General features: G+C 55.8%; 15 protein-coding genes. 5 read left to right on the top strand and 10 right to left on the bottom strand.

The genetic code is table 11. The features are described from left to right. Positions 1-63 precede the first annotated feature (63 nt). Positions 64-852, top strand: a complete 789-nt coding sequence (locus Q371_RS00365; RefSeq protein WP_034334691.1) for a PIG-L deacetylase family protein — start codon at positions 64-66, stop codon at positions 850-852. Positions 853-926: 74 nt separating this feature from the next. Here Q371_RS00365 and cynS read toward each other — a convergent pair whose 3' ends face one another. The 6 genes from cynS to aroE all read right to left on the bottom strand — a co-directional run bounded on the left by cynS (position 927) and on the right by aroE (position 11,909). Beyond that, positions 927-1,370, bottom strand: coding sequence for a cyanase (cynS, locus tag Q371_RS00370; RefSeq protein ID WP_034334694.1), 444 nt, complete (start codon positions 1,368-1,370; stop codon positions 927-929). Between the two features lie 147 nt (positions 1,371-1,517). Continuing rightward, positions 1,518-3,110: an ABC-F family ATP-binding cassette domain-containing protein gene (locus tag Q371_RS00375; RefSeq protein WP_034334696.1), complete on the bottom strand. Its 1,593-nt coding sequence runs from the start codon at positions 3,108-3,110 to the stop codon at positions 1,518-1,520. A 377-nt stretch (positions 3,111-3,487) separates the two neighbouring features. After that, complete coding sequence (locus Q371_RS25010; RefSeq protein ID WP_051963018.1) at positions 3,488-6,565, bottom strand: sensor domain-containing protein; 3,078 nt, start codon at positions 6,563-6,565, stop codon at positions 3,488-3,490. A gap of 190 nt (positions 6,566-6,755) precedes the next feature. Beyond that, the gene (locus Q371_RS00385) at positions 6,756-9,902 is read right to left on the bottom strand and encodes a DEAD/DEAH box helicase (protein WP_051963019.1); all 3,147 of its coding nucleotides are present in this window, start codon (positions 9,900-9,902) and stop codon (positions 6,756-6,758) included. A 222-nt stretch (positions 9,903-10,124) separates the two neighbouring features. Beyond that, complete coding sequence (locus Q371_RS00390) at positions 10,125-10,859, bottom strand: SDR family oxidoreductase (RefSeq protein ID WP_034334699.1); 735 nt, start codon at positions 10,857-10,859, stop codon at positions 10,125-10,127. A gap of 237 nt (positions 10,860-11,096) precedes the next feature. After that, positions 11,097-11,909 carry a shikimate dehydrogenase gene (gene aroE / locus Q371_RS00395; RefSeq protein WP_051963020.1) on the bottom strand — a complete coding sequence of 271 codons (813 nt, stop codon included), beginning with the start codon at positions 11,907-11,909 and terminating at the stop codon, positions 11,097-11,099. Between the two features lie 461 nt (positions 11,910-12,370). Between aroE and Q371_RS00400 the strand changes: the two genes are divergently transcribed. Then, on the top strand, positions 12,371-14,878 hold the full coding sequence (locus Q371_RS00400; RefSeq protein WP_051963021.1) for a transglycosylase domain-containing protein: 2,508 nt from the start codon (positions 12,371-12,373) through the stop codon (positions 14,876-14,878). Positions 14,879-14,958: 80 nt separating this feature from the next. Here Q371_RS00400 and Q371_RS00405 read toward each other — a convergent pair whose 3' ends face one another. The 4 genes from Q371_RS00405 to Q371_RS25015 form a co-directional block, all read right to left on the bottom strand. Beyond that, complete coding sequence (locus tag Q371_RS00405; protein WP_034334702.1) at positions 14,959-15,189, bottom strand: hypothetical protein; 231 nt, start codon at positions 15,187-15,189, stop codon at positions 14,959-14,961. An 80-nt stretch (positions 15,190-15,269) separates the two neighbouring features. Next, positions 15,270-15,902, bottom strand: a complete 633-nt coding sequence (gene pdxH, locus Q371_RS00410) for a pyridoxamine 5'-phosphate oxidase (RefSeq protein ID WP_034334704.1) — start codon at positions 15,900-15,902, stop codon at positions 15,270-15,272. 138 nt (positions 15,903-16,040) lie between these two features. After that, the gene (locus Q371_RS00415; protein WP_051963022.1) at positions 16,041-16,931 is read right to left on the bottom strand and encodes a ribokinase; all 891 of its coding nucleotides are present in this window, start codon (positions 16,929-16,931) and stop codon (positions 16,041-16,043) included. Positions 16,932-16,938: 7 nt separating this feature from the next. Continuing rightward, a complete protein-coding gene (locus tag Q371_RS25015; RefSeq protein ID WP_169743757.1) occupies positions 16,939-17,538 on the bottom strand; it encodes an alpha/beta hydrolase in 600 nt (199 codons plus the stop codon). Positions 17,539-17,634: 96 nt separating this feature from the next. Here Q371_RS25015 and Q371_RS00425 point away from each other — a divergent pair, with 96 nt between their 5' ends. From Q371_RS00425 to Q371_RS00440, 3 genes are all read left to right on the top strand, one after another. Next, complete coding sequence (locus Q371_RS00425; protein WP_034334709.1) at positions 17,635-18,603, top strand: asparaginase; 969 nt, start codon at positions 17,635-17,637, stop codon at positions 18,601-18,603. Then, positions 18,600-19,289 carry a class I SAM-dependent methyltransferase gene (locus Q371_RS00430; RefSeq protein ID WP_034334712.1) on the top strand — a complete coding sequence of 230 codons (690 nt, stop codon included), beginning with the start codon at positions 18,600-18,602 and terminating at the stop codon, positions 19,287-19,289. The genes Q371_RS00425 and Q371_RS00430 overlap by 4 nt, the downstream gene beginning before the upstream one ends. Before the next feature lie 404 nt (positions 19,290-19,693). Then, entirely contained in the window at positions 19,694-20,884 is a 1,191-nt protein-coding gene (locus Q371_RS00440; protein ID WP_051963024.1) for an alpha/beta fold hydrolase, read from the top strand. Positions 20,885-21,039 lie beyond the last annotated feature (155 nt).

Below are 21,039 nucleotides of genomic sequence, written 5' to 3' on the forward strand. Positions count from 1 at the left end.
CAAACAGGATTGTAAAGTGAGCTTCTCCAAAAAAGACCACTTTCTTGTAAACTCCTGTGCAAGATGACCCAGCAACCCACAGCCCACCCCAGAGCCAACCGTCTGAAACGTTCTGTCCCTTTTCTTGTGGCTCTTGGCCTGATTTTTGGAGTGCTGTACTGGATTTTTCGCACGGTGTTGACTGTTGGGCCTGCTGATGCTTTTTCCTCTGGAGATGAACTGCTCAAAAAACGCAATGTGCTGGTGGTGGTGGGGCATCCTGACGATGCCGAATGGTACATTGGCGGCACCCTGAAACGCCTGGCCGATCTGGGCGCAGAAGTGCATGTGATTGTGGGGACCTCGGGCGAAAAAGGACCCAACCATTTTGATGTGCCCAACCTTGCAGAGGTCCGTGAGCAGGAACAACGTGCTGCTGGGGCAATCAATGGCTACTCTGACATTTACTTTTTGCGTCTGCCAGATCGGGGGGTTGCTGCAGATCCGAAATTCATGCCAGAGGTGATTCAGATCTACAACCGTTTGAAACCCGATGCTGTGCTGGCCTTTGATGCGTCACTGCCTTCTTTGCCTTATCTGCATGTGGACCATCAGGGAACAGCAAGGGAATTTCTGAAATTCTGGGAAACCCTGCCAGACAACCGCCCTCCGGTTTACCTGTTCCAGACCCGCAGGCCCGACACCGCCATTGACATCAGCACCGTGATTGAAACCAAAGCCAGAGCCCTGATGCAACACCGCAGCCAATTTGGCGAGCAGGACAGCAATGGAGGCCGCATGCAGGAATCCTTCAGGGGGCAGGGACGCAGGCTCGGGGTGGAGTATGCAGAGATGTTCCGGTTGCTCCGTTGATCAGACAGAAATGGATCAGACAGAAGAACCTCCACCTCCACCGCAATGTGGAGGTGGAGGTTCTTTTTTGAGGTTCAGTAGGTTTTGTACGGCAGAAACTTGCCACTCATCACGATTTTGACCCGGTCCCCTTTGGGGTCTGCTTCTCTGGAGAGGTCCATGGAAAAATCGATGGCGCTCATGATGCCATCTCCAAACTCTTCGTGGATCAGGGCTTTGAAGGTGGTTCCGTACACCTGAATGAGTTCGTAGAAACGGTAAATCAGGGGATCGGTGGGCACTCCCGAAGGAAGCGACCCTTTGTAGGGCACCACTTGCAGTTGCAGGATGGCTTCTTCAGGGAGGTTCAGCAGGGCGCCCACTTTTTCGGCCTGCTCCTTGGTCAAGGTCATCTGCCCGAGCAGGGCGGCAGTGCTCCATTCCTTGCTGTGTCCAATGGCAGATGCAAGGTCTTGCCAGCTGAGGTTTTCGCGGAGTTTGGCCTGCAGAATCAATTGGGTCACTTCATCTCTGGTCATGGGTGCTCCTTTTGAGTGGATACTTTAGCACAAACATGAATTTTTATACAGGGCAAATTTTCAGATCTCCCAGACAATTCAAAAGCCAGGAAAGCGGCACCAGAGGAACCTCTTTCCTGAAATCGCATTGGAATTTTGATGAATGGCTTAAATTTCCAGAAACTCAAATCCTGAATCTTTCAGGAGCAACAGGTGGGTGGCCACGTTTTCAATCAAACGCTGGTCGTGACTGGCAAACACCATGCCTCCACCAAAATCCAACAGAAAATCTTCAAGGGCCTCAATGCTCTGGACATCCAGATGGTTGGTGGGCTCATCCAGCAGCAACAGGTGGGCATCTGTGACGCTCAGGCAGGCCAGAGAAAGCCGGGTTTGCTCTCCCCCTGAGAGGTCTTCGATTCGGGAAGTGGGGTCTCTGGGGAGATCCAGATGGCCCAGAATCTGGTACATCTCAGCCATTTTCAGGCCGGGATTGCTGTAAAGCAGGGCATCTTTGATGGTGAGGTGCTGGCCCAATTCCTCATGGTGCTGTCCACAGAAGTAGGTTTTGACATGCAAACCGCGCTGCACAGCAGGATCTTCAGAAAGAAAAGCCTTCATCAGGGTGGTTTTGCCTGTACCGTTGTCTCCCACCAGAGCCACCCGCATCCCTTTGCGCAAAAAGACACTGATGTTTTGCGTGCAGTGGGTGCTCAGGTTCTCGGTACGCAACAGGTCATTGGGGTACAGGATGGGCAGGGACTCGGGAATGACCAGATGGTGCCGGTCCTGAAAGGGCTTGTCTGGCATCTGTTCCCGCATGCGTTCCATGCGTTTCTCAAGGGCACGGGCCTGTTTGTCGGCCTGATTTCCAGCGTGTTCGGCCTTGTTCTTGGCCAGAATCAATGCCTGATTGCCTGCCCTTTTGTGGTTGAAGGTGTTGCTGGAACGGGCAGAACTTTTCAGGGAACCCACCTCAGAAGACAGGGCTTCCAGTTTCCGGCTCTGGGACTGGAAATCCCGCATGCGGGCCGCTTCGAGTTCCTGCTTTTGCTCCATGGCTCTGGAGTATCCTCCTGCATACACCTCGATTTTTCCGCGCTCGATCAAGACCGTGCGGGTGATCACCTCATCCATGAACGCCCGGTCATGGGACGCCATCAACACGGTGGCAGGTGTGGCGCGAATCCACTCTGCCAGAGCTTTCTTGCCTTTGCGGTCCAGGTGGTTGGTGGGCTCATCGAGCAGGTAGATGTCTGCGGCTTCCAGCATCACGCGGGCCAGCATCACCCTGCGGAGTTGGCCTCCAGAAAGTTGGTGCAAACTTTGCCTTTCGGGGAGGTCCATTTCTGCCAGCAACTGCTCCATGCGTGCAGCAAAATCCCAGCCTCCCAGAGCGCGGAACTGTTCTTCTGCTCGGGCATATTGGGCGAGGTGTTCATCGGTGGGATCAGACAGCAGGGTTTCGGCATGGTCCAGAGCGGCTCTGGCCTGCCTGAGAACAGAAGGGGTCAGATGCTTTGCGATGGGCAGGTGCAGGTCTGGAGGCAATTGTTGCACCATCGCCACACGACCGCTGCACGAAACCGTTCCAGCATCGGGCTGGATTTCGCCAGAGATGAGTTTCAGCAAGGTGCTCTTGCCACTGCCGTTTTTGCCGATCAGGGCGACTTTCTGGTGGGGCTCGATTTCCAGAGACACCCGGTCCAGCACTTGTTTTTGTCCCAGAAAATGGGACACGTTCATGACATGAATGTGCATCAGCAACTCCTTTTTAAATGTGGGAATTTAAAGGGATTGCTGCTGTCTCATGTCACGTCCTTTGCTGAATCGAGGAAAAGCCTGACCTCAGGAAACCTGAGCGGGTCAGTTCTCAGGTTAGCAGATGATGGACCGAATCAGGATGGTTCAAAAGGCTTATTGGGTGAAAGCAATCAGCCCTCAGCCCGTAAGGAACATCTGTTTGATCTCCTTTGAGTTTGAAAAATCAAGTCAACTTTGCTGTTTGGTCTGGCTGTTCCTACAGCAAAAGTCCCTGGGTGCGCTTTTTGCTGAATGCTGATGGCTGACTGCTTTTTCAGTGGATGGGCCAAAATTCAGAATTTGGGCTGACACAGCCTTGACACTGCTCTCTTGATTCAATCCCCCAGAGCAGGGTGTTCTTTCAAAAACTCCACCAACTGGGCTTCCTGCAAAGGATGGGCCATCAGGAAACCCTGTACCCCATCACAGTTGAGCTTGCGAAGCCAGTCGTGCTGGGCTTTGTCTTCGACCCCTTCAGCGACCACCATCAGGCCAAGGCTGTGCCCGAGGGCAATCACGGCTCGGGTGACGGCCTGTCCCCTCTGGTCTGCCACCAGATTGGTCATGAAAGAGCGGTCCACCTTCAGGCGGTCCAGAGGGAGCCTCTGGAGGTAGGTCAGGCTGGAGTATCCAGTGCCGAAATCGTCCAGAGACACCGTAACCCCCAGATCACTGAGTTCTCCCAGGAGGTCAATGGCAGTGTCGAGGTTGCTCATCAACAGGCTCTCGGTGACTTCCAGATCAAGATAATGCGGTTCCATTCCGGTTTCTTTCAGGGTTTCGGCCACCGCTTCGATCAGGGAACGGCTGCGGAAATGGATGTCACTGAGGTTGACCGACACCGGAATTTTGCCCACACCGGCATCTTCGAGCCTCTGGTTCATCTGGCAGACTTCCAAAAGCACCCAACGGGTCATGTCCTCAATGATGCCCATTTCTTCCGCAATGGGAATGAAACGTGCAGGAGGGACTTCACCAAGTTCTGCTGAGGTCCAGCGCATCAGGGCCTCCACACCCATGACCCTGGAGGTCTGCAAATCCATGATCGGCTGGTAATGGAGTTGCAGTTCATGGCGGTGCAGCACAGAGCGCAGGGCGGTTTCGATGCGCAAACGGTCCATGGCCTTCAGGCGCATGTCTTCGGTGAAAAAAGAAAACTGGTTGCGACCTGCATGTTTGGCGTGGTACAGGGCCGTGTCGGCATGCTTGCGCAGCAGCTCAAAGCTGGTGGCATCCTCGGGGAACAGGCTGATGCCGATGGAGTGTGCAGCGATCAATTCGTGACCATCGATCTGAAAAGGGGCCAGAGAATCGTGGATCAGGCGTCTGGCCACTTCGGTGGTTTCAGGGTAGGAGGTGTCTGGAATCACCACAATGAACTCGTCGCCACTCTGGCGGGCCACCAGACCCTTGGAGGGCAAACTCTGGCGGATGCGGGCCGCCACCTGAATGAGCAGTTTGTCTCCAGCAGCATGCCCGAGCGAGTCGTTGACGTTCTTGAAGTTGTCCATGTCCATGTACAGAAAGGCCAACTGTTTGCCGGTCTGCTCCGAGACTTTCAGCAGTTCCGTGACCTGATTTTCGATGGCCACCCGGTTGGGAAGGCCGGTCAGGGCATCGTAAAACGCCAGTTTGCGGATGCGCGCTTCTGAAGCTTCCCGTTCCAGCACGATCCTGACCAGATCCACGCAGGTGTCAATCATGCGCCGCTGGAAAGAACTCGGGGCTTTGGGCTGACGGTAATAAATGGCGAAGGTGGCCAGCACCGTCCCAGAGCGGTCTTGCACCGGGTTGGACCAGCAGGCCCGCAGGTGGTGGGTCCGGGCCAGCGTCCGGTAATTCTCCCAGAGCGGATCGGTCTCGATGTCTGCCACAATCACGGTGCGGCCAATGTAAGCTGCAGTGCCACAAGATCCAGCCTGTGGCCCAGCATTCAGGCCATTGACGGCATTCATGTAAGCCGTGGGCAAACTGGGGGCAGCAAGGTGCCAGAGGGTCTGGTTTCGGGCGTCGTAGCGCAGCACCGAACACAGGGCTCCGGGGTTGATGTCTTCGATCATGGAACACAGGCCCAGCAGGATTTCACGGGTGTTCTCTGAACGGGCAGTCAAGTACAGGATGTGCTGCTGGATGGCGTTCAGTTGCTCGATTTGTTTGCGTTCGGTGGTGTCCCGAACAATGGCCAGCACTTTTTCGCGGGTGTAAGGCACGAAACGCGCCTCGAAATAACGCCTTTCGGAGTACTGGTCGAGGGCATATTCCAGCACCTCGGGCTCGCCGTCCTGATGGACCGTTTCGATGGCCTCCATGAACAGGTGGGCGAGGTGCTCAGGAAAGACTTCTCTGGGGGTGAGGCCCAGAAACTGGTGGGGCATGCCGTGCAAATCCCGCTCGTCCTGCAAACTGTAATCCAGAAAGCGACCATTGCGGTCAATCACCAGCATCAGGTCGGGCAGGGCACGGAGCACCGCATTGGTGCGCGATTCGGTGTCCTTGATGCGCTCAGCGGCCTGAGCGTTCCAAGCCTCCTCCTGCTCCAGACGGTTCTTCTGCTCTGCAACTTTCATTTCCAGTTCGGCGTTCAGGTTCAGGAAACGCCGTTCTGAATCTTTGCGGCGGGTGATGTCCTGCGCCGTCACCAGCACCCGGTTGGTGCCCGAGACACTGTCTTTGACCGGAACAAATGTGAACTCAAACCAGCGGGGTTCTTTGCCTTCAATTTTTGCTTCAGTGAGGCTGTGGTCCCCATCCAGAGCTTTCTGAAAGTGCTTGAGGAAAGCTGCATTGAGTTGCTCTGGCACATAGTGAAACATGTCTTCGCCAAGGACCAGTTCTTTCTGGGACATGGCAGCAAGCGCATACTGGGCGTAGGTGTTGAACACCAGCAATTTGCGGTAAGGGTCCAGCAGCACAAAAGCCTGATGGGTGTTGTCCACGATGGCTTTGAGGTTGGCTTCGGAATGCACAAGTGCGGTCTGGGCTTCTTTGACAGGCTGCAAGTCCTGAATCACGGCGATCATGCTGCCCAGTTCGCCCAGAGCAATTTTGAGGTTGTACACCGACAGCATGCCCCAGACCACCCGGCCATCTTTGCGCACATAGCGTTTTTCAATGGTGAAGTGGTCCATTTTGCCGTCCAGAAGGTCCTGATACAAACGGGAATTCTCTGGCACGCTGGAAGGATGGGACACGTCTTCCCAGTGGAGGCCTTTGAGTTCTTCTTCTGAATAACCCAGAAAATCGCAGAACTTCTGGTTGGCCCGAACCAGCCTCTGGCGGTGGTCCAGCACCACGATGCCCAGAGCGGTCTGGGAGAAATTCAGTTCCAGAAAACGAGCAGCACTTTCAAGCTCACCCACACGGTTGCGTAAGTGGTTCAGTTCTTGCTGGGAGTCCACGTGGTGCTCAGTCATCAAATAACCTCAACTTCTGCCCAACTGCATTCTGGAACGTGCAACCATCCTCAGCTGCAACACATCTCAGGTTTACCTTTCTCAGTTTAATGCACAACCCTCACCAGAGTATGACTGTGTGGGTTGAATCAAGCCCAAAAAAATGCTCCTTTGCAGGAGCATGGGAAAAACTTCTCTGGTGGAGGTCGGGTCAACCAAAGTAGGTCAGAACGTCCATCAGGACCGCCGGATAATCGTCTGGTTTGAGGCCCTTTTTGTCGATTTTGACGCTCGGGGGAAACTGGGCCACTTCGGTTTTGTGTGGAAATTTCTTGAGGGAAGCCGCATCGAAATCCAGCCCTTTGTAACTGAAGCTGACCACCAGATGGGTGAAGTTCTCGGTGATGCTGAGTGCCCGCTTGTTGAGGGCAATGATCCGGAGTTTGGCAAGGTCCAGAAAATGCTGGACTTCCAGAGGGGGCATCCCAAACCGCTTGCGGAATTCTTTTTCGACCCTCGAAATGGCAGGCAGGGTGGTGGCTTCCGAAAGCAAACCGTAAGCCTGAATCCTTGCAGCCTCATCACCGAAGTATTCTGCGGTCAGGCGGGCATTGACCGGCAAATCAATGGTGATCTGGGTGGGCTCTGGGAGCACATCCCCTTTGAGTTTCGCGACGGCTTCTGCCAGCAGTTCGGTGTACACCTCGATGGAAACCGCCTGAATCTGACCGTGCTGTTCGCTTCCAAGGATGTTTCCCACCCCACGGATTTCCATGTCCTTCTCGGCCAGACGGTGACCCGAGCCGAGGTCCTGAAGGTCTGCAATGGCCCACAACCTGCGACTGGCATTTCCGGTCAGGCGTGGAGGATAGAACATGTAAGCGTAGGCCTCGCGGCTGCGCCGTCCCACCCGTCCACGAAGCTGGTAAAGCTGTGCCAGACCCAGACGGTCTGCACGCTCAATCAGGATGGTGTTCGCTTCTGGGATGTCCAGCCCGGTTTCCACGATGGTGGTGGAAAGGAGCACATCAAAGGCCCCCTCCTCAAACCCAAGCATGATCTCTTCAAGCTGCTCCTCGTCCATGCGTCCGTGGGCAACGGCGACTCGCGCTTCTGGAACGATGTTTTTCAGGTACAGGGCTCTGGCCCCAATCGAGGCGATGCGGTCATGGATGTAAAAGACTTTGCCTCCACGCTCCAACTCCGAAATGATCGCATGGCGCACCACCGTCGGATCGTAAGGCGAGAGGATGGTCTGGATGGGCTTCCTGCCTTTGGGTGGCGTCTGGATGCTGGACATGTCCCTCAGGCCCACCATGCTCATGTACAGGGTTCTGGGAATCGGCGTGGCAGACATGGAAAGCACATCGATGGACACCTGATTTTTCAGTTCCTCCAGAGCGTCTTTGGCAGCCGTGTTCAGGGAAGCCTGCTCCTGTTTTTTGGGCCGCCCGCGCCTTCTGGGAGAGGTGTCCGTGGCCTGAGCGGGCTCGGGTTCTGGCAGACCTTCCAGTTTGCCAAACGCCTTGAGGGCTTTGAGTTTTTCTTTTTGCAGCACCCCAAAACGGTGCTCTTCGTCCACGATGATCAGCCCGAGGTTCTTGAACTGGATGTCCTGCGAAAGCAAACGGTGCGTTCCGATCACGATGTCCACGGAACCGGCCTTGATGCCTTCCAGAATCTCTCTGGATTTGGCTGGACTGGTGAAACGGCTCAGGCCCTCAATCCTGACAGGCAGATCCTTGAACCTTGCCACGAAGGTGCTGGCGTGCTGCTCAGCCAGCAAGGTGGTGGGGACCAGAACCGCCACCTGTTTGCCGTGACCGACCACCCGGTGTGCAGCCCGCAAAGCCACCTCGGTTTTCCCGAACCCCACATCCCCCGAGATCAGGCGGTCCATCGGGTAGGTTTTTTCCAGATCGTTCAGGGTTTCCCGGAGAGCCCGCTTCTGGTCAAAAGTGAGTTCATACTCGAAATTCTTTTCGATCAGGGGGTCCCAGTCTTCCAGAGGCGTGAACCCATAACCGGGTGTCACCTGCCGGGCTGCGTACTGCACCAGCAATCTGGCGGCAAGGGCCTCGGCACTCTGGCGGGCTTTCTCTCTGGCTTTCTGCCATTCCTGCTTTTCAAAACGGGACAGGCTGGGCGGATCGTCGGTGGTGCCGGGATGCCTGCGCATGATGGGCAGCAGCTCGATGGGCAGATAAATCTTGGCCCCTCCGCCATATTGCAGGTTCAAGTAATCCCTTTTTACGCCCAGCACTTCACGGGTTTCAATGCCCAGAAATTGCCCGATGCCGTGCTCTGGATGGATCAGGTAATCCCCAATTTGCAAACCCAGAGCGTCCGTGACCGGCTTCCCGGACAGCTTTTTGCTCCTTAAAGCCGATCCTCCCTGAAAACCGTACAGCAGGTCCTCGGTGAGCACCACGGTTTTCTGGTCTGGAACCTCAAAACCACCCTCACCGATGCCCACCAGAAAACTGACCTGACCCGGCACCATCACAGGGTTTTTCACCCATTTGATGTTCAGGTTGGTCAAGAGTTTTTCCTGCAAATACTTGCCTGTCCGTTCATGGCGAAGCAGCAACAGCACCTGCTGCCCGGCTTCCAGCCAGCGTTCCAGATCTCTGGCAAACACCGTCAATTGCGCCCGGTAAAAAGGCAGGGCTTTGACCGGAGCCACCAGATCCGGCAATTCCAGAGGGGTACGCCCAAAAGACACCACCTCTCTGGACATCAACAACTGCCAGAGTTGCCCGGTGTTCGGCTCCAGCACGCTGTTGTACAGCTCTGGGGCATCCAGATACACCCGGTACCCTTCCAGCAATTCCAGACGGGTCGCATCCCAGCGGGTGGGCGGCAGAAACCCTTCAGCAGGCGGCACGATGAAAGAGCGGATTTTGTTGCCCTCGTTGTCCCGAAGGGTGTCGAGTTCATCGCCAAAAAACTCGGCACGCAGGGTCTGTTCGCCATTCAGGTGGATGGAGAGGGTGTCCCCCTGCACGGTGTAACCCGGTTCCTCTTCCCTCTGGTAACCCAGAGAGATCAACTGGTCCAGCAGACGGTCCCGCGGATAATCCCGCCCAATCTGCAAATTCACGGTCAGGCTTTCTGGATCCCTGGGGAACAAATCCAGAGCGGTGGACACATCCAGCACCACCTTGTCCCCTTTGATGGCCCACTCGGGAATGCCGGGATTGATGGACACCTCTGCACCCCAGAGCCCCAGAGTCTGGTAAACCGCCAGACGCTCCGGGGTGGTCAGCAGCACCGCTTTGCCGTCATGTGCAGAAAACAAGAGCTGCCGCGCCACCTGCGGCACCCCCTGCAAGGTCCCCGGAAAACTGGCAGGCATGAGATCTCGAATTCGCGTCACGGGGGATATTGTACTGCTCTGGATGCTGGGTACGCCAAAGCATCTAATACAAAGGGGCCGAGGGCCGAGGGCACAGAGCCGAGGGCATCTTGCGATACCTTCAGCAAATACAAGGGGACTTGTAGGGGCGAGGCATGCCTCGCCCAAAGCTTCAGCCAAAGCCTTCTTTGCCCTGCGCCCTCGGCTCTGTGCCCTCGGCAATCAAATGCACACCCCTCCATCCACCAGAATGCTCTGTCCCGTCACATAAGCCGCACCCGGCGAGGCCAGATACGCCACCGCTGAGGCCACCTCTTCTGCCAGTCCCACCCGACGGGCTGGAATGCGGGCAGCGATTTTCTCCAGATCCTCGGGGTTGGGGTGCAGTTGTTCCAGACGCTCTGTGAGGGTGTAACCGGGAGCCACTGCATTGGCGGTGATGCCGTAAGGGGCGACCTCCAGAGCCAAGGTCTTCAGGTAGTTTTCCACGCCAGCCCTCAGGGTGTTGGACACGGTCAGGTTGGGCACAGGCCGGGTGACGCTCAGGCTGGTGATGGCAATGATCCGGCCCCACTTCTCCCCCATCATGTGAGGCAGAACCCCTCTGGCCAGTCGGATGGTGGACATCAGGGTCAGCTCGAAACCCGAGAGCCACCCCTCCTCGGTGATCTGGGTGGGTGTGCCGGGCTTGGGACCTCCTGCATTGCTGACCAGAATGTCCACAGCCCCCACCTTCTCCAGCACGAGGTCCACCCCTGCTCTGGAAGCCAGATCTGCCACGATGTACCGGCTGCCTTTCAGGGTGTTTTGCGCCTGCTGCAACGCTTCTTCATTGCGGGCCACCAGAGTCACTTCTGCCCCGAGTTCATGGAGCAGTTTGGCCGAAGCGTATCCAATGCCTTTGCTGGCTCCGGTCACCAGAGCCTGTTTTCCTGTGAGGTCAAAGAGGGTGTGCATGGGGACATTTTAAAGCGCAGAAGGCCATGCCACAGCAATACAGGGCGCAGCACGCTTCTTGTGCAGAACAGTTCACCAAGTTGTGGTGAACTTGCACGCCCCTACGTTGATGGCAACGGTGTGTTTCTGCTTTTGGCCCTTGGCTCTCGGCCCTGTCTTGACTCCAATACGCGCTTGCGGGACGGCCCGCTTCGCGCTGAGTCGCTTGGCCCTCGGCGGGTCGCAGACCCTTCTGCTTTACTGCAACGTGTCTTTCACCGCATCAAACATCACCTGAGCAGGGACGCTCTGACCGGTCCAGCGTTCAAATGCCAATCTGGCCTGATGGACCAGCATTCCGATGCCTGTCACTGCGTTGTACCCTTTGGCCCGAGCGTCCAGCAGCAGTTTGGTGTGGAGGGGTTTGTACACCATGTCATACACGGTGGCCCCTGCTTTGAGGTCAGGGAAAGCCAGGGTGAGGGGGCTTTCCAGAGGGTTGCTGAGCCCAGCAGAAGAAGAATTCACCAGGAGACCCACCTGCTCAAAAGGAATCTGGTCCTGTGTGGCGTACACTTTGCCGGGAATTTGCATGCTGTCCAGCAGTTGCTGTGCGCGTTCAGGGGTGCGGTTCTGAATCCAGATTTCGAGGCCAGCCTGATGCAGGGCGTACACAGCGGCTCTGGCTGCCCCTCCGGCCCCGAGGACCAGCGCAACACCTTCTGGGCGATATCCTCCCTCAAGGAGGCTCTGGTAAAAACCGTCTGCATCGGTGTTGGTGCCCAGCAGCTTGCCATTTCTGGGAATGATGGTGTTGACTGCACCGATTTTGCGGGCCACAGGCTCAATTTCATCCAGCAAGGGAATCACGGCTTCTTTGTGGGGAAGGCTCAGGTTGGCACCGATCACCTCGGGTTCCCTCAGGCGCAGCAGGGCTTTGCCCAGACAGGTGGGTTCGATGTCTACAGCCTGATACACCCCATCCACACCAATCGATTGAAATGCAGCATTGTGCATTCTTGGGGACAGGGAGTGTCCAGCAGGGTGGGCAAACAGAAAGGCACGTTTCATGCCTTTTACCATATCGGCTGGCATGTGGGTCTGTCAGTGAGGGTGTCTATCAAGTGGGCACATGCAAAGTCGCTGTTTGGACAATGCAAACAGCGAGAGCCATCAGCGGTCAGCTTTCAGCAGTCAGCAAGAAGGAACGTCTGCTGTGAAACCACAGACATGAAAACGGAACAACCCCATATGGATTGGCTTTTCTTGCAAGCCATTTGTTTGAGCCAAAGCGTAGAAGTGGGTTTTGTGCTGATGACTGAACGCTGATGGCTGACGGCTTCTTGAACGCCATGCCAGATTTGAACCTTTGAACTGACCTCGGTCCATCAAGTGGCTTGAAGTCAAAGGCACCTCCAACAGATTCCTTAGGGTTTTTTCATGATTCTCGCCTTTTTTCACAAATCAAATCCTTTAAACTGTGACCGTAACAGAATCTCTGGCTCCTTGGGGCCAGCATGTGATGAGGTCCAATGTCGTCTGCAAAAAAGAATGTGCGTCGTAAACCGGGTCCCACGCCACCTCCCAGAAAGAAAGCCAGCAAGTGGAAAGTGTTCTGGATGGTGGCTGGAATTGCATTGATTTTCCCTTTGATTTTCGTGGTCAAATGGACCCTCGAATTGCCAAATTACCGTGAGCTGGAACGCATCAAGTTGGCCAGCAACACCAAGGTGCTGGACCGCAACCTGCAATACCTCGGGACTTTGCCTGTGACTTTGCCCACCGGGGTCAAGATTGACCGCAACATCGTGGGCCTCGAAGACATGAGCCCTTACCTCCCCATGGCGATTGTCACCAGCGAAGACCGCAGGTTTTTTCAGCATTATGGTCTGGATTTCATTGGTCTGGGTCGCAGTTTGCTGAAAATGGTGATGGGTGAGCGTTTGGAGGGCGGATCCACCATCACCAATCAGGTGATCAAAAACACCCTGCTTTCTGAACTGAGCGGTGGCCGCACACTTGAACGCAAGTACAAAGAGTGGATTTTGAGCGTGCAGGTCGAACGGTATTTCTCCAAAGACGAGATCCTGATTGATTACCTGAACCTGATTTATCTGGGCAGTGGTGGGTACACCGACCTGATTGGCGTGGACATGGCCGCCAGAGGTTACTTTGGAAAGCCTGCCAAAAACCTGTCCCTTGCAGAGAGCGTGTACATTGCCACTCTGGTGCCTTCTGCACGGCGTTATTTTGATTACGAAGCCTACCGCCCCCTGATGAAAAGCCTCCTGAACCGCATGGTGGAAGATGGGCGCATCACCCAGCAGCAGGCCGATGCAGCATGGAAAGAGCAAATCCGGCCTGCTGGATGGAGGGTCCGTTACGACCGTGAGGGCAACTTGCTGGCCGCTGAACTGGTCAACGACAAGGCCAAAAACATCCGTCCCAACCGCAACACTTTTGCCAGCCATTACCTGCAGCAACTTGAGAAACAACTGCGTGACATCCTGCCTTCCAGTGCCTTCACAGGAACCGGAGGTCTGAAGGTGATCACTGCCATGGACAAACAGGCGCAGGAGTCCATCGAGCAGGCTTCCAGAAATGCCAGAGTGCCCTCTGGGGCGACCATGGGTGCAGCCATCGTGGACCCTTACACCGGTGATGTGCGGGCCATGGTGGGTCAGAAACTGGATGTGTTCAGTCGGGAGTGGAACAACGCTGCCCAGTCGAAACGTCAGGTGGGTTCCAGCATCAAACCTTTGCTGTACGCAACTGCCATTGAGGAAGGCTACCAGCAGTTCCACACCGAACTCGATGCTCCGGTCAGTTTCAAATGTGCAGGATGCCCCAACGGGGTGTACAGCCCGAAAAACTTCAGCCAGACCTCGACGGGTCAAGAAACCACCTTGCGTTCCAGTCTGGACCAGAGCCTCAACCTGCCCACCGTGCGCCTTGCGGACCGCATCGGCATTGACACCTTCAAAGACAAGTTGCGGGACCTCGGATTTGAAGTGCAGGGCAATGAAGGTTTGAGCCTTTCGATTGGAACCCTGGAATCCAATCCGCTGAAGATGGCTCTGGTGTACGCCAGTTTTGTGAACGGTGGCAAACTGCACGAGCCCAATTACGTGCTGAAAGTGGAAAACAGCAACGGTCAGGTGCTCTACGATGCCGAAAACCACCGCACCGACGGCAAACGGGTCTGGAAGGAACAAACCGCCTTTGTGATGTGGGACATGCTGCGTGGTGTGGTGTATGACCGCACAGGTGGACTGGCCCGCAATGCCCAGATTTCCGGTCGTCTGGTGGGCGGAAAAACCGGAACCACCAACGATGTGAAAGACCTCTGGTTCGTGGGCGTCACCCCCGAGCTTGCCGGGGCAGTGTGGGTCGGCAAAGAAGAAGGTGGAGCCATGCCCGAGAATTCCTACAGTGGCGTGATTGCTGCTCCCATCTGGCGCGACATGATGGCAGGTGCGCTCAGGGGCAAACCTTACAAGAATGTGGTGCGTCCCTCTGGGGTGGTTTTTGAGTCCCATGCAGGGTACCGGATGGCCGTGGTGAAGGACATTCCTCCACCGCAGCAGAACAACAACACGCAAGTCCAGACCGAGGAAACCCCTCCTCAGGAAACCGTGCCTGATGCCACCACACAGGAAACCACCCCCACACCGGACACCGATCCCAACGCCGACGACGGAACCATGCTGGTGATTCTGGACAAAACCACCGGTTACCTTGCGGACGCCTCCACCCCTGTGGAAAACCGTGTGGAACGGCGCATCCGCAAAGAGGATCTGGACAGTTTCGTGAAACCTCAAGAGGTTCAACCCGATCCCAGTACAGATCCCAGCACCCAACCGGAGCCTTCTGTAGAAGAGGTGCCCATCGAAGATCCCACTGTCTATCCAGAGGATTCCACAGCACCAGACCCAACAGTGGAAGAAGTTCCTCTGGAGCAGGGACAACCTGATCCTGCTTTTGAGAATCCAGCGGGTCAGGCCCCTCCTTCAGAAGGCTCTGGATTCACGGGAGAGTGATCTTGAAACAAAAACAGCCTCATGGAGAGGCTGTTTTTGTTTTGATGGCTGCATTTGATGGTGCAGAGGGTTTGGATGGGCTAGTCCAGGGCACTCAATTTGCGTTCAAGTTCATCGCCACAGGTGAGGCAACTGAGTTCAGCATCTTCAAGGGTCGCCATGTCTTTGAGGGCGTAGGCGGTGCCAATCACCACCGTCAGTTCTCCAACCAGAGATTCCAGACGGTCGTCTCCGGTCTGTTCGACATAATGGGTGAAACGGTCCAGCGCCTCCAGGGCACGAAAATAAACAGATTGCAGGGTGACTGCCATTCCCATAAGTTACTGTAGTGGGATTTGGGCAATCAAGGAAAGTGTTTATATCACACAAAGGAGAAGGCTCTGGATGGGCCTCAGGGTGCCAGACGCTGGGTGGTCCAGCTTCCATCTTGAAGCACATAAACAAACCGGTCGTGCAGGCGGGCAGGTCCCCCCTGCCAGAATTCAAAATACTCTGGAACCAGACGGTACCCCCCCCAGTGCTCTGGACGCGGCATGTCTTCAGGGTACTGGGCTTGCAGTTCAGAAATGCGTTCCAGCAAAACGTCTTTGTTTTCTATCACCTGAGATTGGGGGCTGCTGGCGGCAGAAAGCTGGCTGTCTCTGGGACGGGAAGCAAAATAGGCGTCCGAATCTTCCGGGCTGACTTTCTCGATGCGCCCTTCAATGCGCACCTGACGTTCCAGCACAGGCCACCAGAAGTTGATGCAAGCCACAGGATGCTCTGAGATGTCCTGCCCTTTGCGGCTCAGGTAATTGGTGTAAAACACGAAACCTTCGGTGTTGAAGCCACGCAGCAACACCACCCGACTGGAAGGTCTGCCCTGTGCATTCACGGTGCTGAGGGTCATTCCATTGGGCTCTGGGAGCTTGGCGTCGATGGCCTCGTGGAGCCACTCTTCAAACTGCTCGACGGGGTCGGCGAGAACGGCAGACAGGCTGGCTGCGGTGTAATCTGTGCGCAGGTCACGGATGGAGTCGTTCATAAGCTCACCTCTTGCTGGTGCATGTGGAAGCAGACTGTTTTTGGCAAGGTGATTTTCCAAGGCGATCTCCCAAAGTGGTTTTTGGAGTCAGCCCTGCCCTTTCAGCAAAACCTCTTGAGGCCAGTGTAGAAGGTCTGCTCAGGGCTTTTGGCCTTGGAGGGCCTCCAGAATCTCGTCTTTTCTAGGCATGCTGGCCTGTGCCCCCACTTTGGTGCAGGCCAGACCCGAGGCCACCACAGCAAAACGGGCTGCCACTTCCACGTTGCTGCCTCGCATCCATTCGGCAAGGAAGGCACCCACAAAGGTGTCTCCTGCACCTGTGGTGTCTACGGCTTCGATGGGAATGGCAGGTACAGTGACCGTTTTCTCCTGCGTCACCAGCAGGCAACCGTCAGACCCGAGGGTGATGATCACCATGCCCACCCCTTTTTGCAAAATGGACTGTGCCGCATCTGCAAAATCGGTGTGCGCTGGGGCATTGATGAAAATCTCGTGCTGGTTGGTGACCATCACATCCAATTGGGGGAAAAGCTCTTCTGGGAGGCGGGTGGCTGGGGCAGCATTCAAGACCGTTTTGAGCCCGGCAGCTTTGGCACGGGTGTAATAGGAGAGCACCGTGGGCATGGGGGTTTCCAGAGGCATCACCAGAGCCTTGAAGCCTTTGAGGTCCGGCAGGTGCTCAGGTTTGAGGGTGTTGTTGGCCCCGGAAGCCACGGTGATGGCATTCTCCCCTTCTGGAGAAACGGTGATGAAAGCGGCCCCTGTGGGTTCGGTGACCCGTTTCAGGTAACGGGTGTTGACCCCATCGGCCTGCAACGAATGGAGCAGCATGTCTCCGTACAAATCCCTGCCCAGAGCCCCCAGAAAAGCCACTTTCCCTCCGGCTCTGGCACAGGCAACGGCTTGATTGGCACCTTTGCCCCCTGCAAACGTCTCGAAGTTTTCTCCGAGCACGGTTTCTCCGGGGGCAGGAATGTGGCTTGCACGCACGACGAAATCCAAGTTTGCGGAACCAGCAACCAGAATCATGATGTGTTTAATCTACCCCGAGAGCCTCTCGAATGTGAATCAATTCCTCTGGAGGAATTTTCTCATGCATGCCTGCATACAGCCGCAAGCTGGATTTTGCACCCAGCAAACACAGCTTTTCATGGCTTGCACGCACCTTCCACGCTGGGATGAGGGGATCGTTTTCGCTGGAACAAAAGAAGTACTGGGTGTCTTTGTGAGGAAGGGAAGGTGTTTCATCCATCAGGACCCCATGAAACGACAGCACAGCACGGTAAGGTCTGGGGTGACGCATGGCGTATTCCAGAGCCAGACAGGCCCCCTGTGCAAAACCAGACAGGATCACCTGCTCGGGGGGATGTTTCTGCAACACCTCCTGCATGAGGGTTTCCATCTGTTCCAGAGATTGGGAAAGGGCCGGTTCATTCATGGCCCTTGGAGCGAGGGTGCTGTAAGGGTACCAACTGCCCCCTTCGGCTTCAGGGGTGATCAGGGCTTCATGATTGAGGGAAAGTTCTTCTGCCAGAGGCAGCATGCTGAGCGCAGGCCGGTTGCGGCCATGCAACAAAACCAGCACAGGTCGCGTGGCTCTGGAAGACCGGTTGGGTGCAAAAAATTCCGTCCACATCAGGGGCATTATTCAGGGTTTTGCACCCGGTGAATGTAAGCATGCTGGCTTGTTTTTCATGGTCAGTTGCGTTCTGAAAAGTTATACTTTCCCATCATGACCCGCCTTGCCATCATTCACACCGGAGGAACCATTGCCTCCAAGCCCGTGGCCTCCGGGGGGGTGGCCCCTCAAGCCAGCCCTCTGGACCTGATCCACACGCTTCCAGAGCTGGAACAGTACAGCCTGAGTGTGCATCAACCGTACCAGTTGCCCAGCCCCCACATCACCCCCCAGCACATGCACACCCTGCGCAATCTGGTGCTGGAACTGGCCCCCCAAAACGACGGAATCGTGATCACGCACGGCACCGACACCCTTGAAGAAACCGCTTTTTACCTGCACTTGACCCTGCGCGAGGAGGTCAGTGTGGCCCTGACCGGCAGCATGCGACATGCTCTGGAACCCTCATGGGACGGTCCCGGCAACCTGTGGGGTGCAGCCGTGGCCGCCACCCATCCCCTGAGCCGTGGACGGGGTCCTCTGGTGGTCTTCGGAGGGGATGTCTTCGATGCCCGCACCGTCACCAAAACCCACTCCACGGCTCTGGACAGTTTCGGAGGTTATCCCGGCCCGATTGGCCGCGTGGATTCCAATGGGGTCTCTCCGGAGCTGCATTACTTCAACAAACCCGAGCGCATGCAGGCCTTCGATCCGCCCCACGCAGATGCCCATGTGGAAATCCTTTACACCTATGCAGGCTGGAAAGGCGAAGGGGTCAAAGAAGCTCTGGAGCGCAGCGACGGTCTGGTGATTGCTGCGATGGGCACCGGAAATGTGCCTGCCGAAGTGCTGCCACTGGTGGCCCATTCAGGCAAGCCTGTGGTGGTGGCCACCCGAACCCACGCTGGCCCTGTGCTGCCCGTGTACGGCTATCCCGGTGGCTTCAAAACCTTGCTGGATGCGGGATGCATTCCGGCCAGTTTCCTGAGCGCCCACAAAGCCCGCATTCTGCTGATTGTGCTGCTGAGTCTGGGGTATTCCCATGAACAGATGATGGACGCCTTCAAAAAGGTGGTTGCTTGATTCAGGTCACTTTTGAAGATGGATTTCAGGATCAGGCCCACGCCCTCTCTGAAAAACTGGGCCTTCCATTGCTGCAAGATCCTCAAGGTGTTCAATACGGTCTGAGGGTGGCAGCAGGTGGCCTTGAAATCGTGGACCTCCACAAAAAACAACGCCCGGTGCGGGTGGATTTTCACCAACTGAATGCCGAACGCTCTGGCGGAGACCTGACCAAAGCCGTGAACACCCGAGTCCACAAAACCGTGCTGGATGCCACAGGGGGCCTGGGTCGGGATGCTTTCACACTGGCCAGAGCAGGATGCAAGGTGACGGTTCTGGAGAAAAACCCCATCATCCATGCCTTGTTGGAAGATGGTTTGCAACGGGCACAGGATCTGGAAGCGGTCCAGCGCATGACCCTGATTCATGCAGACAGCATGCAGGCCCTGAGAAACCATCAACCTGAGGTGGTGTATCTGGACCCGATGTATCCTGCCCGCAAAAAAGACGCCCTGCCCAAACTGGAAATGCAGGTGTTCCATGCCCTGCTCGGGGCCGAACAAAACGAGCAGGAACTGTTGCAGGTGGCTCTGGAACAGGCCAGAAAACGGGTGGTGGTCAAACGGCCCATCCATGCACCAGTGATTCAGCCTGCATCACTGCAATTCAAGGGGAAAACCACAAGATTTGATGTGTATTTGAAGTAGGGTCAGCAACTGGAACAGTTGGAGTAAACAATGTAAGCCCTCCACAGCCACCACAAGCCCCATCCTCCCACCAGACCCACAACAACCAATCCAACAAAAATTCCTCTGGATCTCTGGGAGGGTGCCTTACCGTGCCAAAAAATTGTCTCAATCAACATTGCAATATACACCAGCACACCAAAGACCGCCACCACACCCAATGGGTAAAAACCCATCAATGCCATGGCTTTAAGAATACTTCATCAAATCAGAGTGCACCTCCAAAAACACAGCTTCAGCACAGGTTTAAGACACATGCCTGTCATCTTGAGGGTCTAGGCTGAGGGTACTTGCAGGGCATGTGTGAAACACCATGTGCAAGACACACTGCAAAATTCACCGTTCATTGCCAAAGGAGGCCCGAGATGTTCCCTGTCACTTTGCTGTTCATGTGGTTGATGGGTTTGGTGTCGGTGGCCATTGTTTATGGGGGTGGATATTACCTCTGGGCGTGGTACACACAGGAAATAGAATGCACGTGGCCTCTGGTTCTGGGCGTGGTGTTTCTGGCCTTTGCTTTGTTGGGCCGTTTTCTGCTGGTTCCCTTGTTGGGCAAGCGTCCTGAGCATCCAGAGCAAGAGCCTCGCATGGAGCGTTCCAGAGAAACCCATTTGCTTGCAAGGCCAGACGGCACCGAGTTGTTCATCGAGATGGCGGGGCCAGAGAACGCACCTGTGCTGCTCATGACGCACGGTTGGGGCATGAATGCCACCGAGTGGTTTTATGCGAAAAAGCACCTGACCGACAGTTACCGTCTGGTGATGTGGGATTTGCCGGGACTGGGCAACTCCAGAGGCCCAAAAGACCGGGACTGGAGCATCGAAAAAATGGCCCGCGATCTGGAAGCCGTGCTGGACTTTCTGGAAGACCGCAAAGTGGTGCTGGTGGGTCACAGCATCGGGGGCATGATCACCCTCAAGTTCTGTGAACTGTTCCCAGAGCATCTGCAAAGCCGGGTGGTGGGTCTGGTTCTGAACCACACCACGTTCACCAATCCGGTCAAAACCGCCCGGGGAGGAGGTTTCTGGCGGGCCATTCAGGGGCCTGTGCTGAAACCCATCTGTCACCTGACCCTCTGGACCTGGCCGATCAGTTGGGCGATGAACTTTCTGAGCTACCTGAATGGCGGTTTGCACCTGCTGAACCACCTCACCCAGTTCGGGAAATCCGAGACCCGAGGGCAACTGGAATTTGCGAGTCTCTACAATGTGCTGGCCTCCCCTGCGGTTTCGGTACGGGGCATGTTTGGCATGATGAAATACGATGCCGAAGAGGTGCTGGGCAAGATTCCTGTGCCTGCTCTGGTGATTGCAGGGCAAGACGATGTGGTGACGGTACCAGAGGCCAACCACCACATTGCGAGACACATTCCGCAGTCCAGAGAAGTGGTGCTGAATCCGGGGGGGCACCTCGGGTTGATCGAGAAACATCCATTCTGGCTCAATGAAGTGAAGGCTTTTTCCAGAGAGTGCTTCGATGCCTCTTTTCGTGCCCGGTCTTACAGTCAAAAGGACCTGAAAGCAGCCCACAAACCCCGTGGTGTCACCGGGTCATGAGCCCCAGCTTTTCTGCGACGCATTCGGCCTTGAGATGGTGTTCATGGTTGCCACGTTTCCTGACAAAAAGGATTAAAATGAAGGTGTGCAGAAAACGCATGCAAGACTGGAACACAACCCCAAAAGGCCAGGTCCAAACGGACCCTGCTCGGGAT

The sequence above is a fragment of the Deinococcus misasensis DSM 22328 genome (assembly GCF_000745915.1).
Classification (GTDB): Bacteria; Deinococcota; Deinococci; order Deinococcales; family Deinococcaceae; genus Deinococcus_C; species Deinococcus_C misasensis.